At 60.9% G+C, this 13,554-nt stretch carries 10 protein-coding genes; 4 read left to right on the forward strand and 6 right to left on the reverse strand.

The genetic code is table 11. The annotated features are described in order from the left end of the window. Nucleotides 1–79 precede the first annotated feature (79 nt). The 3 genes from PMI32_RS04195 (at nt 80) to PMI32_RS04185 (ending at nt 3,193) form a co-directional block, all read left to right on the forward strand. Nucleotides 80–844 carry an IclR family transcriptional regulator gene (locus tag PMI32_RS04195; protein WP_008033782.1) on the forward strand — a complete coding sequence of 255 codons (765 nt, stop codon included), beginning with the start codon at nt 80–82 and terminating at the stop codon, nt 842–844. Between the two features lie 41 nt (nt 845–885). Then, nucleotides 886–2,103 carry an amino acid deaminase gene (locus PMI32_RS04190; protein WP_008033784.1) on the forward strand — a complete coding sequence of 406 codons (1,218 nt, stop codon included), beginning with the start codon at nt 886–888 and terminating at the stop codon, nt 2,101–2,103. 157 nt (nt 2,104–2,260) lie between these two features. Beyond that, nucleotides 2,261–3,193: a sugar kinase gene (locus tag PMI32_RS04185; RefSeq protein ID WP_008033786.1), complete on the forward strand. Its 933-nt coding sequence runs from the start codon at nt 2,261–2,263 to the stop codon at nt 3,191–3,193. A gap of 114 nt (nt 3,194–3,307) precedes the next feature. Here the strand turns inward: PMI32_RS04185 and PMI32_RS04180 are convergent, their stop codons facing one another. Further along, complete coding sequence (locus PMI32_RS04180) at nt 3,308–3,583, reverse strand: peptidylprolyl isomerase (RefSeq protein WP_007898282.1); 276 nt, start codon at nt 3,581–3,583, stop codon at nt 3,308–3,310. A gap of 65 nt (nt 3,584–3,648) precedes the next feature. Next, nucleotides 3,649–6,186, reverse strand: a complete 2,538-nt coding sequence (locus PMI32_RS04175) for a PAS domain-containing hybrid sensor histidine kinase/response regulator (protein ID WP_008033789.1) — start codon at nt 6,184–6,186, stop codon at nt 3,649–3,651. Nucleotides 6,187–6,305: 119 nt separating this feature from the next. Between PMI32_RS04175 and PMI32_RS04170 the strand changes: the two genes are divergently transcribed. After that, nucleotides 6,306–7,415 (forward strand): PilT/PilU family type 4a pilus ATPase, encoded by a 1,110-nt coding sequence (locus PMI32_RS04170; protein WP_032829113.1) that lies wholly within the window; start codon nt 6,306–6,308, stop codon nt 7,413–7,415. Nucleotides 7,416–7,448: 33 nt separating this feature from the next. Here PMI32_RS04170 and PMI32_RS04165 read toward each other — a convergent pair whose 3' ends face one another. The 4 genes from PMI32_RS04165 to PMI32_RS04150 form a co-directional block, all read right to left on the reverse strand. After that, the gene (locus tag PMI32_RS04165) at nt 7,449–9,404 is read right to left on the reverse strand and encodes an acetoacetate--CoA ligase (protein ID WP_008033791.1); all 1,956 of its coding nucleotides are present in this window, start codon (nt 9,402–9,404) and stop codon (nt 7,449–7,451) included. Between the two features lie 139 nt (nt 9,405–9,543). After that, nucleotides 9,544–10,317 (reverse strand): 3-hydroxybutyrate dehydrogenase, encoded by a 774-nt coding sequence (gene hbdH, locus PMI32_RS04160; protein WP_008033792.1) that lies wholly within the window; start codon nt 10,315–10,317, stop codon nt 9,544–9,546. 7 nt (nt 10,318–10,324) lie between these two features. Beyond that, nucleotides 10,325–11,716 (reverse strand): GntP family permease, encoded by a 1,392-nt coding sequence (locus PMI32_RS04155; protein WP_008033793.1) that lies wholly within the window; start codon nt 11,714–11,716, stop codon nt 10,325–10,327. A gap of 297 nt (nt 11,717–12,013) precedes the next feature. Beyond that, nucleotides 12,014–13,429 carry a sigma-54 interaction domain-containing protein gene (locus PMI32_RS04150; RefSeq protein WP_008033794.1) on the reverse strand — a complete coding sequence of 472 codons (1,416 nt, stop codon included), beginning with the start codon at nt 13,427–13,429 and terminating at the stop codon, nt 12,014–12,016. Nucleotides 13,430–13,554: the final 125 nt, after the last annotated feature.

Genomic DNA, 13,554 nt, shown 5'->3' on the forward strand with positions numbered 1-13,554 from the left:
GGCTTGCCGGCGATGGCGGCCTAACGGTCGACACGGCACTCTGGGTAAACTCCCGGCACTTTGATTGGGAAACACTGACATGACCGAAGACACCATCAAGCGCCGGGCTCGCGGTCTGGACCGGGCGTTCGATATCCTCGATTTCCTCAAGGAAATCGGCCAGCCCCTGCGTCCGAATGAAATTGCCAGTGGCATCGGCAGCCCGAAATCCACGGTCTACGAACTGGTGGCGTCCTTGCTCGAACGGCGGATTCTGGAGCCCGTGGGCAAGGACGGTCACGTTTACCTCGGCCGTCAGCTGTACTTCCTCGGGCAGGCGCATTTGCGTCATTTCGACCTGACCCGCGAGGCCGATCACGCCCTGCAGGAGATCGTCAGCCAGACCCATGAAACCGCGCAGATGTGCCTGCTCAACGGGCGCAAATACACGGTGGCATTGATGAAAGAGGGCGAGCGGCATTTCCGCATTTCCTCGGACATCGGCGAGAACGCGCCGATCCCCTGGACCGCGTCCGGGCGCCTGTTGCTGGCGCACCTGAGCGACCAGGAAATCATCGACCTGATCGATCACGACGACTTCATCCTGCCTAACGGTGAACGCCTGCCGCTGGAGCAGTTTCTCGGTGAAATCCGTCAGGCCGGCATCGACGGTTTTTTCTCCTTCGACAGTGTCGCCGACACCTTTACCCATTGCTTCGCCGCCCCGGTCAAAGACCCGAACGGCGTGGCCATTGCGACCCTGTGCATCGTCGCCCCACGGGCCGATGCCAAGACGCATTACAACGACTATCGCCGGGTGTTGATCGACAACGCCAACCGCCTGGCCCGTCGCATTAACGAATAACAGCGGCTGTTCACGGCCGCGAAAATGTGAGGAGTTCGACCATGTCTTCTGCCCAAAATACTGCTGCCGTGGAAAAGGGCTTTGCCCAGACCGGTGCCCATCTGGTGCGCGACGTCAGCCTGCCTGCGCTGGTGCTGCATCGCGAGGCGCTGGAACACAACATTCGCTGGATGCAGGCGTTCGTCAGCAACAGCGGCGCCGAACTCGCGCCTCACGGCAAAACCAGCATGACCCCGGCCTTGTTTCGCCGCCAACTGGACGCCGGCGCCTGGGGCATCACCCTGGCCAGCGCCACGCAAACCCGCGCGGCGTACGCGCATGGTGTGCGTCGGGTGCTGATGGCCAACCAATTGGTGGGGACGCCGAACATGGCGCTGATCGCCGATTTGTTGGCGGACCCGACGTTCGATTTCCATTGCATGGTCGATCACCCGGACAACGTCGCTGACCTCGGCGCGTATTTCGCCTCGCGCGGTGTGCGCCTGAACGTGATGATCGAGTACGGCGTGGTGGGTGGCCGTTGCGGTTGCCGGACCGAAGAGGAAGTGATCGCCCTGGCCAAGGCCATCAATGCACAACCCGCGTTGGCACTGACCGGTATCGAAGGTTATGAAGGCGTGATTCACGGTGATCATGCGGTCACCGGCATTCGTGCGTTCGCCGCGTCGCTGGTGCGTCTGGCGGTGCAGTTGCAGGACAGCGGCGCGTTCGCCATTGCCAAGCCGATCATCACCGCGTCGGGTTCGGCCTGGTACGACCTGATCGCCGAGTCCTTCGAAGCGCAGAACGCTGGCGGACGTTTCCTCAGCGTATTGCGCCCTGGCAGCTACGTGGCCCACGACCATGGCATCTATAAAGAAGCGCAATGCTGTGTGCTCGACCGTCGTAGCGACCTGCACGAAGGCCTGCGCCCGGCGCTGGAAGTCTGGGCCCATGTGCAGTCGTTGCCGGAACCGGGTTTTGCGGTGATCGCCCTGGGCAAGCGCGACGTGGCCTACGACGCCGGGCTGCCGGTGCCGTTGCTGCGTTACAAGGCTGGTGTGGTGCCGGCAAAGGGTGACGATGTCAGTGCCTGCAAGGTGACGGCGGTGATGGATCAGCACGCGTTCATGACCGTGGCGCCGGGGATTGAGCTGCGGGTGGGCGATATCATTTCGTTCGGCACTTCGCACCCGTGCCTGACGTTCGACAAGTGGCGCACCGGGTGTCTGGTGGATGAGCAGTTGAATGTCATCGAAACCATGGAAACCTGTTTCTAAGGTTCCAGACCGAGGCGCGGCCATCGCCAGCAAGCCTCGCTCCTACAGGATTTGTGCCGTAATCATCATTTGCGAATGACACAAAACCTGTAGGAGCGAGGCTTGCCCGCGAAGGCGTCCTCTCAGACACCACCGAACCACCAGAGACACCACAACAATGAACACCATCAACACACTCGGCCCCAACATCCCGCGCATCGCCCTGATCGGCGAATGCATGATCGAGTTGCAACATCGCGCCGACGGCAGTCTGCAACAGAGCTTCGGCGGCGATACCTTGAACACGGCGGTCTATCTGTCCCGGGAACTCGGCGAAGGCGGCAGCGTTGATTACGTCACCGCCCTGGGCGACGACAGTTTCAGCGACGCCATGTGCCGAAGCTGGGCCGCCGAAAACATTGGCCTGGACATGGTCCAGCGCCTGCCCGGTCGCTTGCCCGGTTTGTACTGCATCCAGACCGACGCCGCCGGTGAGCGGCGTTTTCTCTACTGGCGCAACGAAGCCGCCGTCCGCGATTGCTTTACCACGCCAGCCGCCGCGCCGATCCTCGCGGCGCTGCCGGATTACGACGTGTTGTATTTCAGCGGCATCACCCTGGCGGTGCTCGGTGTACAAGGTCGGGAGAAGTTGCTGGAAACTCTGATCGAAGCACGGCAGCGGGATGCGCGGATTGTGTTCGATAACAATTACCGGCCACGTTTGTGGGCGTCGATCGAGGAGGCTCGGGCGGCGTATCGCAGCGTGTTGCCGTATGTGGATCTGGCGTTGCTGACTGTCGACGACGAACAGGCGCTGTTTCATTTTTCCGATTGCGAGGCGGTGTTCGCCGCGTACGAGCAGGTGGGGACGCCGGAAGTGGTGCTCAAGCGCGGTGCCGAAGCGTGCCTGATTCGCTGTGAGGGCGAGTCGTTCGAGGTGCCGGCACAGAAGGTCGAACGCGTGGTGGACACGACGGCGGCGGGGGATTCGTTCAGTGCGGCGTACCTGGCCAGTCGGCTCAAGGGGGGGAGTCCGGTGGAGGCGGCCGAGGCGGGGCATCGGTTGGCGAGTCGGGTGATTCAGGTGCCTGGGGCACTGATTCCGCGGTAGGTGGTGAATGGCCGGCTGCTGCGCAGTCGGATCGCTGGCAAGCCAGCTCCTACAGGTTTTTCGCGGTCCTTGTAGGAGCTGGCTTGCCAGCGATGGGGCCCTCAAGCCAACCCATCAATCCCGATAAAACACCTGCACCAGGTGATAGCCAAACTTGCTCTTGATCGGCCCATGCACCACCCGCAACGGCTTCTTGAAAATCACCGCATCAATCACACCGACCATCTGCCCTGGCCGTACTTCACCGAGATCACCGCCGCGCTTGCCGGACGGGCAGGTGGAATACTTCTTGGCCAGCACATCGAAGGCTTCGCCCTTGGCGATGCGTTGTTTGAGCTGCTCGGCTTCTTCCGAGGTTTTCACCAGAATATGGCGGGCTTGAGCTTTCATGGGGCGAGTACCTTGCAACGGTAGTGGCTATGTGGGGGGATCGGGGCGCGCGATTATGCCTCAACTCACTCGGGTTGGCCGATCATCGTGCGAATCTTGTTGGCCAGCAGGTCAACCGAAAACGGTTTGGCCACCATGTCCATGCCTTCCTCAAGGAAGCTCTGACGCTCGGCGGCCATTTCCGCGTAACCGGTCATGAACAGCACTTTGAGCTCCGGACGGTGCTGACGGGCGATTTCTGCCAATTGCCGACCGTTCATGCCCGGCAGCCCGACATCGGTCACCAGCAGATCGACCCGCAAATCGGATTCGAGCAGGGGCAGGGCGGTCTTCGCATCTTCGGCCTCGTGGGCGCGATAACCCAGCTCCTTGAGCAGATCGAACACCAGCATGCGTACCGCCGGATCATCTTCCACCAACACCACGGTTTCCCCGGCTATCGCCGAGGGGGCCTCGCCGATGACCGGCGTCAGCACATCTTGCGGCTCCATCTCGTGCAAACGCGGCAAAAACAGGCGCACGCTGGTGCCCTGGCCCGGCAGGCTGAACAGGCTCACGTGGCCACCCGACTGCTGGGCAAAACCGTAGATCATCGACAAACCCAGCCCCGTGCCCTGGCCGATAGGTTTGGTGGTGAAAAATGGATCGAACGCCTTGGCCAACACTTTCGGGGTCATGCCGGTGCCGTTGTCACTGACGGCGATCATCAGGTAATCCCCGGCCTTGACGGGTTCCAGAATGTTGATGTCACTGCTGTCCAGATAGACATTGGCGGTTTCGATACGCAACTCGCCGCCATCGGGCATGGCATCCCGCGCATTGATCACCAGGTTGAGCAGGGCGTTTTCCAGTTGGCTGACGTCGGTGCTGACCGGCCAGGCTTCATCGGCCAGTTGCAGTTTCAGCTCGATGTGGTCGCCCTTGGTGCGGCTGAGCAAATCTTCCAGAGAATGAATCAGTTCGTTGGCGTTCAGCGGCTTGCGGTCCAGCGACTGGCGCCGGGAGAAAGCGAGCAGGCGATGGGTCAGGGCGGCTGCGCGGTTGGCTGACGACACCGCCGCTTCGGTGAAACGGCCGATCTCGGCGGTACGCCCATCGGCGATGTAGCGCTGCATCAGGTCGAGGCTGCCGATGATCCCGGTGAGCATGTTGTTGAAGTCATGGGCGATGCCGCCGGTGAGCTGGCCGACCGCTTCCATTTTCTGCGCATGGCGCAGGGCATCTTCGGCGCGCTCGCGTTCGAACATTTCGTTTTGCAGGCGCTGGTTCGCTTCGGCCAATTGCTGGGTACGGGCGGCGACACGTTCCTCAAGGGTTTCGTTGAGATTGCGCAAGGCTTCTTCGGTCTGTTTGCGCTCGGTTTCGTCGATCACAAAAATGTAGAAACCGTTCACCGCGCCATCCGGCCCGTGGCGGGGCAGGTAATTCATCAAGGCTTGTCGGGTGCTGCCATCACGATGCGGCGTGCTGATGCTGAAACAGCAGGTCCTGCCAGCCAATGCTTCGGCGATGTATTCGGCGCGCAAGGCGTAGGCTTCTTCACCCAGCACCTCACGAATGGTCCGACCGTAAAGCTCCTGGGGCGTCAGGCCGTACCAGTCGAGGTACGCCGCGTTGTTCAGGCGAAAGCGTTCCTCGCTGTCGACGTAACTGATCAGGATCGGCATGGCGTTGATGATCAGTTGCAGCTCGGTCTGACTCTGACGCAAGGCCTGTTCGGTGTGTTTTCGTTCTGTCAGGTCCAGCGCGGCGCCGAGGAAACGGATCGGCCGGCCATGGTGGTCCTTGTAACAACGGCCCCGGGCAAACACCCAGCGCATCTGGCCGTCGGGTTGCAGCAGGCGATATTCCTCGGCGTATTCGCTGCCCTGAGTGATGCATTGCTTGATGCCGCGGGTGACCATCGAGCGGTCTTCCGGATGCACGGCTTCGAGATAGTCGCTGATGGGCAACTGACTGGCGAGTAGCGGGTCGATGCCGTGCAATTGGGCGAAGTGCGCGTCGGCGATGAAGCGGTCTTCGCCGATGTCCCAGTCCCAGGTGCCGACGGCGTCAGTGGCTGCCAGCGCCAGTTGCAGGCGTTCCTCGGTCTCGCGTTGAGCCTTCAGGCTGGCGGCCGAGCGCTGCTCCAGTTCGAGGGCGATACGTCGGCGTTCGTTGGTTTCGATGGCCGTGACCAGAATCCCGGCGACGTCGGCGTGTTCATCGCGGATCGGGCTGTAGGTCAAATCCAGCCAGAAGTCGGAATCATTCCCGTCGCGTTGCAGGGTGAAGCGCTGTTCGCTGTAGGTCCGCACCTGGCCTTGTAGGACGGCGCTGTAAATCGGGTCGGTAAAGTCTTTGAGTTCTGGCCAGATCTGGTGCGTCGGTTGTCCGAAAGCGTGCGGATGCTTGCTGCCGGCCAGCAGCGCGAAGCCGTCGTTATAGATCTGCGTAAGCTGCGGCCCCCACAGCAACAGCATCGGCATCGGTGAGTGAATCACGATGTCCACCGCTGTGCGCAGGCTCTGCGGCCAGTCACTGGCGGCGCCGAGCGGGGTGCACGTCCAGTCCAGTCGGGCAATCAAGGCCTGGGCATCGCTGCCGGTGGGTACTGCGTTCATCAAGGTGTCCTGCACGTCGGTCGGGGTGACGGCGTCTACTATCCTAGGGCGGTAGACGCTGAATGACCGATTTTTTGGGTCATTTCTGTTCATTGAATGCTTCGCGGGTGTTTTTTGCCATGGAAATCGATGCGCTGTTAAAGACCCTGTCCAGCCAGGAGGGTTCCGATTTGTACCTGTCCACCGGTGCGCCACCCTGCGCCCGGTTTGACGGTGTACTCAAACCCCTGGCCGACCAGCCGTTCAAACCGGGGGAAATCGCCGCGATTGCCGCGTCCATCATGGACGCCGAACAGCGATTGGAGTTCGATCGGGAGCTGGAGATGAACCTGGCGATTTCGTTGTCGGGTGTCGGGCGCTTTCGGGTCAATATTTTCAAGCAACGCAACGATGTGTCGATCGTGGTGCGCAACATCAAGCTCGATATTCCGCGTTTCGAAGACCTCAAGTTGCCACCCGTGCTGCTGGAAACGGTGATGCTCAAACAAGGGCTGATGCTGTTCGTCGGCGCCACCGACTCAGGCAAGTCGACCTCGCTGGCGGCGTTGATCGATTACCGCAACCGCCATAGCAGCGGGCATATCGTCACCATCGAAGACCCCATCGAGTACATCCACCGGCACAAAAAATCGATCATCAATCAGCGCGAGGTCGGCGTCGACACCCGCAGTTTTCATACCGCGCTGAAAAACACCCTGCGCCAGGCACCCGACGTGGTGCTGATCGGTGAGATCCGCGACCGCGAGACCATGGAGCATGCGCTGGCGTTTGCCGACACCGGGCATTTGGTGATTTCCACCTTGCATGCCCACAACGCCCATCAGGCGCTGGATCGCATTATCAATTTCTTCCCGCAAGAACGGCGGATGCAACTGCTGCATGACCTGGGCAACAACCTTAAAGCGTTCGTTTCCCAGCGTCTGGTGCGCACTCGCGACGGTCAACGCAGGGCGGCGGTAGAAGTGATGCTGGGCACGCCGACCGTAGGCGACCTGATACGGCGCAATGAATTCGACGAGCTCAAAGGGATCATGGAGAAGTCGACCGAACAGGGCATGCAGACGTTCGATTGCGCGCTGTACGCACTGGTGATCGAAGGCGCTATCGGCGAAGAAGAGGCCTTGAAGCATGCGGACTCGCTGAACAATTTGCGCCTGCGGCTCAAGCTGCATGCCGACGCATCACCGGGACCCAACGCACAACCCGGCGAATGGGGCCTGATGGACTGACCCGCATCCCCTCTGTAGGAGCCGGGGTGTGTTTCAAGTGTTGAGTTCCGGCCGATTCCGAAATTGCTCCAGCGCTTCGGGATTGGCCAGCGCATCGGTGTTTTTCACCGGCTGGCCATGCACAACGTTCCTCACCGCCAACTCGACCACTTTGCCGCTGATGGTGCGCGGAATGTCCGTCACGGCGACAATCTTCGCCGGTACGTGGCGTGGCGTGGTGTTGGCGCGGATGATCTGGCGAATCTGCTGTTGCAGCGCCTCGTCCAGTTCGACCCCCTCGACCAGCCGCACGAACAGCACCACCCGCACGTCGTCTTGCCATTGTTGACCGATGGCCACGCTGTCGGTGACTTGCGGGACTTTCTCCACCTGACGGTAAATCTCCGCCGTGCCGATGCGCACGCCGCCGGGGTTGAGTACTGCATCCGAGCGCCCGTGAATCATCATCGCGCCGTGAGCCAATTGTTCGGCGTAATCGCCCTGGGCCCAGACGCCGGGGAACAGGCTGAAATAAGACGCGCGCAGTTTTTCCCCGGTCGGGTCGTTCCACAGGCCGACGGGCATGGCCGGAAAGTGTCGGGTGCAGACCAGTTCACCTTTTTCGCCAATGACCGCACGGCCGGCATCGTTCCAGACTTCGACCGCCATCCCCAGGCTCTTGCCCTGGATTTCACCGCGACGCACCGCCAGCAGCGGATTGCCGTTCACGAAGCACGAAACGATGTCGGTGCCACCGGACATCGACGCCAGGCACAGGTCGGCCTTGAGGTCACGGTAGACGTAGTCGTAGCTTTGCGGCGATAGCGCCGAGCCGGTGCACAACAGGGTTTTCAGCGTGCCGAGATCATGGCTTTGCCGAGGCTTCACACCGTTGCTTTCCAGGGTCGCGAGGTACTTGGGACTGGTGCCGAACACGCTGATGCGCTCGTCGTCGATCAGGTCGATCAAACGCTCCGGGCCGGGATGAAATGGCGAGCCGTCGTACAGCACCACGGCGCTGCCAACAGCCAGGGCCGACACCAGCCAGTTCCACATCATCCAGCCGCAAGTGGTGTAGTAAAACAAGCGGTCGCCGGGCCCGAGGTCGCAATGCAGGCCGTGTTCCTTGACGTGCTGCAACAGCACGCCGCCGGTGCTGTGGATGATGCATTTGGGCACGCCGGTGGTGCCGCTGGAATAGAGGATGTAGAGCGGATGGGCGAAAGGCACGGCAACGAAATCCGGCTCGCCGCCCGGTTCGTAGAACGCATCCCAAAGTGTCACGCCTGCGTGGGTGCGGAAGTCTTTGATGTGCGCCTGGGGTCGTGCGTAAGGCACCACGATCAGCTGTTGCAGCGACGGCAGGCGTTCAAGGATTTCGTTGACCTTGGCGCTTTGGTCGATGTCTTTGCCGGCATAACGGTAACCGGCGCAGGTGATCAGCACTTTCGGTTCGATCTGGCCGAAGCGGTCGATGACGCCCTGGGTGCCGAAGTCCGGCGACGAACAGGACCAGATCGCCCCGATGCTGGTGGTGGCGAGCATGGCGACCAGGGTTTGCCAAGTGTTCGGCATGCACGCGGCAACGCGGTCGCCAAGGCCGACACCGACGGCGATCAAGCTGTTTTGAAAACCGGCGACATGCTCGGCCAGTTCGGCCCAGGTCAGTTGTTCGCGCTGGCCGTTTTCACCGATCGCAATCACGGCGACGGCATCGTCACGACGGCGCAGCAAGTGTTCGGCAAAGTTCAGGGTGGCGCCGGGAAACCATTGGGCGCTGGGCATGTGATCGCCTTCGATCAGCACGGCGTCCGGTTGCGTGTGGAAACGGATGTCGAAGAAATCGACGATGGCTTGCCAGAAATCGACCCGTTGATCGATGGACCATTGGTGCAGGGCGGCGTAGTCGGCAATGTCGAGGTGGTGGCGCTGATTGATGGCGCGTCGGAAGGCATCCATGCGGGTCTTGGCGATGCGTTTGGCGTCAGGTTGCCAGAGGATGTCGGACATTTTTTGCCTCTTCTTTTATCTTCAGATCCATTCGCGGGCAAGCCTCGCTCCTACAGGTTATCGGTGTATTCATGAACGACGCATGACCTGTAGGAGCGAGGCTTGCCCGCGATGAACGATAACGCGGTCTATCGCCCAATCACTGCGCCAACCACCCACCATCTATATTCCACGCCGCGCCCCGCACTTGGCTACCGGCTTCACTGCACAAAAACAGCACCAGTTCACCCAGCTGAGGCGGCGTAACGAACTCCAGCGACGGCTGCTTCTCGGCCAGCAAATCGTGCTGCGCCTGCTGCGGATCAACCCCTTTGGCGATGCGGTCGTCAATCTGCTTCTGCACCAACGGCGTCAATACCCAACCTGGGCAGATTGCGTTGCAGGTGACGTTGGTCGTGGCGGTTTCCAGGCCGACCACCTTGGTCAAACCGATCACCCCATGCTTGGCCGCGACGTAAGCCGCTTTGCCCACCGAACCGACCTGGCCATGCACCGAGGCGATATTGATAACCCGCCCCCAACCCTTGGCGCGCATGCCTGGCAGGCTCAAACGGGTGCTGTGAAACACCGACGACAGGTTGATCGCAATAATCGAATCCCAGCGCTCCACGGGAAAATCTTCCACCGACGCCACGTGCTGAATGCCGGCGTTGTTGACCAGAATGTCCACGCCGCCGAACTCGCGCTCGGCGTAGGCGATCATGTCGGCAATCTGCGCAGGGTCGCTGACATCGGCGGGGTGATGACCGACCTTGCCGCCGAACTGTTCAACCTCGGCAATCACTGTGGAGGCATCGCCGAAACCATTGAGAATCAGGTTGGCGCCAGCCTTGGCCAGGCTGAGGGCGATGCCCAGGCCGATGCCGCTGGTGGAGCCGGTGACCAGTGCGGTCTTGCCTGAAAGAGTCGTCATGAATACCTCACACAATGCCAGTGGCGTAGAAAGTACCGATCACCACAAAAACCGCCAGGGTCTTGATCAGCGTAATACAGAAAATGTCTTTGTAGGCTTCGCGGTGGGTCAGGCCGGTCACCGCCAGCAAGGTGATGACCGCGCCGTTATGCGGCAGGGTGTCCATGCCGCCACTGGCCATCGCGGCGACGCGGTGCAGCACTTCCAGGGGAATGTTGGCCGCATGGGCCGCAGCGATGAAGTCATTGGCCATGGCCGCCAGCGCAATGCTCATACCGCCCGATGCAGAGCCGGTGATACCGGCCAGTAAAGTCACGGTGATCGCTTCGTTGACCAGCGGGTTGGGAATGCTTTTGAGCCATTCGGCCAGCACCAGAAAGCCTGGCAAAGACGCGATTACCGCGCCAAAACCGTATTCGGACGCGGTGTTCATTGCGGCCAGCAATGAACCGCTGACCGCACTTCTGCTGCCTTCAGCCAACTTGCCGCGAATCGCCTGGAAGCCGAACACCAACACCATGATGATGCCGACCAGCAACGCAGCCTGAACGGCCCAGATCGCCGTGAGTTTGGCGACATCGGTGGTTACCGGTGCGGCCATGCCTGGCAGCGCGAGGCTGTGGGTCTTGCCGTACCACTGGGGAATCCACTGGGTAAACAACAGGTTCATGATGCCGACGGCCAGCAGCGGCGACAGCGCGATCCACGGATTGGGAAGTTTGATGTCGGCAGCGGTTTCCGGCTCGTTGCGCAGGTCGGTGCCGTAGCCTTCGCCCGAAATCTGAGCCTTGTTACGCTGGCGCTGCAGAAACGCCATGCCGGCGCAGACCACGAAGATTGCGCCGATCAAACCCAGCCACGGGGCCGCCCAAGCGGTGGTGTTGAAGAAGGTGCTGGGGATGATGTTCTGGATTTGCGGGGTGCCGGGCAGGGCGTCCATGGTGAACGAGAAGGCGCCGAGGGCGATGGTCGCCGGGATCAGGCGCTTGGGAATATTGCTCTGGCGGAACATCTCGGCCGCGAACGGGTAGACCGCAAACACCACCACAAACAGCGACACGCCGCCGTAAGTGAGCAGGGCGCAAACCAGCACGATCACCAGCATCGCCTGACGGGTGCCGAGCAGGCGAATCGCCGCCGCAACGATGGAACGCGAAAAACCCGACAACTCGATCAGCTTGCCGAACACCGCGCCGAGCAGGAACACCGGGAAATACAGTTTGATGAAGCCGACCATTTTCTCCATGAACACCCCGGTGAAAGCAGGGGCGACGGCGGAAGGGTCGGTGAGCAGAACGGCGCCGAGGGCGGCAATCGGGGCAAAGAGGATAACGCTGTAGCCACGGTAGGCCGCGAGCATCAGCAGCGCGAGGGCTGCCAAGGCAATGATCACACTCATGGTGTGTCTCCTGGATTGTTATTTTTGTGGGGTGAAACGGTGTGGGGGAGGGCTTTAGCGAGATTTGTGCCAAGGTGGCAACATATTGAAATATAAGGATATTTTTGTGATTTCAGTGTGTGGAGAGAGACGTTTGTCTCTTTTTTGAGATTTTTTGTGGTTTGGAGGCCGCCATCGCCAGCAAGCCGGCTCCTACAGAAGATCGCATCAACACCGAAAACCCTGTAGGAGCCGGCTTGCTGGCGATGAGCGCAAAGCGCTCCAAAAATATGTCTGTAAATAGAGATGCATGTCTCTCTATTGAGACTCAGCAATCCCCAACGCCACCATCTTCTTGTACAACGTCGACCGCCCAAGCCCCAGCCGCGCCGCCGCCTCAATCACTTTCCCCCCGCATTGCGCGAGGGCCGATTCAATCAACTGCCGGTCAAACCGTTCACGCGCCTCACTGAACGTCTCGTGTGCCACCGACTCAACCTTCAAAGGTGCCACACGCTCCACTGGCGTAAACGTACCAATCGCCGCGCGGATATCGGTCGCGTTCAGCATCAGATCGTCACTGAGCAATGCCGCCCGTTCCAGCACGTTGCGCAACTCGCGAATGTTCCCCGGCCAGGCGTGTCGGGCCAGCAACTCCAGCGCTTCGCGGTTCAGCTCGTGCTGACTGCGCAGCTCTTCAAGAATGGCCTCGCTCAAGGCTGGCAAATCATCGAGACGATCACGCAGCGGCGGCACCTGGATCGGCAGCACATTGAGGCGGTAATACAAATCGGCGCGAAACTCGCCGCGTTTGATCGCCGCTTCAAGGTCGGTGGAGGTCGCGGCGATCACCCGCACATCGCTCTGAATCACTTCGTTGGACCCGACCGGTTCGAATTCCTTTTCCTGCAGCACCCGCAGCAGCTTGCTTTGCAGCGGCAGCGGCATGTCGCCGATTTCATCGAGAAACAGCGTGCCGCCCTGCGCAATCTGCAACTTGCCGACGCGGCCCTTGCGATCGGCCCCGGTAAACGCGCCGGGGGCAGTGCCGAAGAACTCGGCCTCAAGCAGCGCCTCGGGAATCGCTGCGCTGTTGATGCTGACGAAAGCTTTGTGCGCACGGGGTGATGCGCCATGAATCGCCTGCGCCAGCAGCTCTTTGCCGGTGCCGGTTTCGCCGAGCAGCAAAACCGGAGAGTCAGCACTGGCGCTGCGTCGGGCGCGGCGTTTGACTTCGAGGCTGGCCGCACTGGTGCCGATAAAATGCGCGAAGTTGTACTTGGTCTGCCGCGCCCGCAGCAGCGAACGGGTGGAGGCCAATTCTTCCTGCATGCTCATGTAGCGCTTGAGCATCGGCGACAGGCTGCGCAACTCATCGAACAACGCAAAACCGATGGCGCCGATCACCACGCCGGCGTCGTCATGGATCGGCAGGCGCATCACCACCAACGGTTCCTTGGGGGTGTCCTGCATGTCGAGCAGAATCGGTCGGCCGGTGCGCACCACTTCCCGTAGCAGGCTGCCGGGGATCACACTTTCGCAGGCTTTGCCGATGGCCACTTGCGCCGAATCCAGACCGAAGCGTCGGGCATAACGTTCGTTCATCCAGACGATGTTCGCGTCGCGGTCGACAATCACCGTGCCTTCGCTGGACTGCTCGATGATCTCGAACAGCGAACGGATCGCCAACAGACGAACGCGCTGGTAATCCTTGAGGCTTTCGGTGGTGTTCATGGGGTCATGTCCAGAATGTGTGTGTCTGTGCGGGCCTCTTCGCGGGCAAGCCTCGCTCCTACAGGTTATCGGTGTTTTCATGAACGACGCATGACCTGTAGGAGCGAGGCTTGCCCGCGAAGGCG

Origin of the sequence: Pseudomonas sp. GM60, assembly GCF_000282415.1 — a bacterium.
Lineage (GTDB): Bacteria > Pseudomonadota > Gammaproteobacteria > Pseudomonadales > Pseudomonadaceae > Aquipseudomonas > Aquipseudomonas migulae.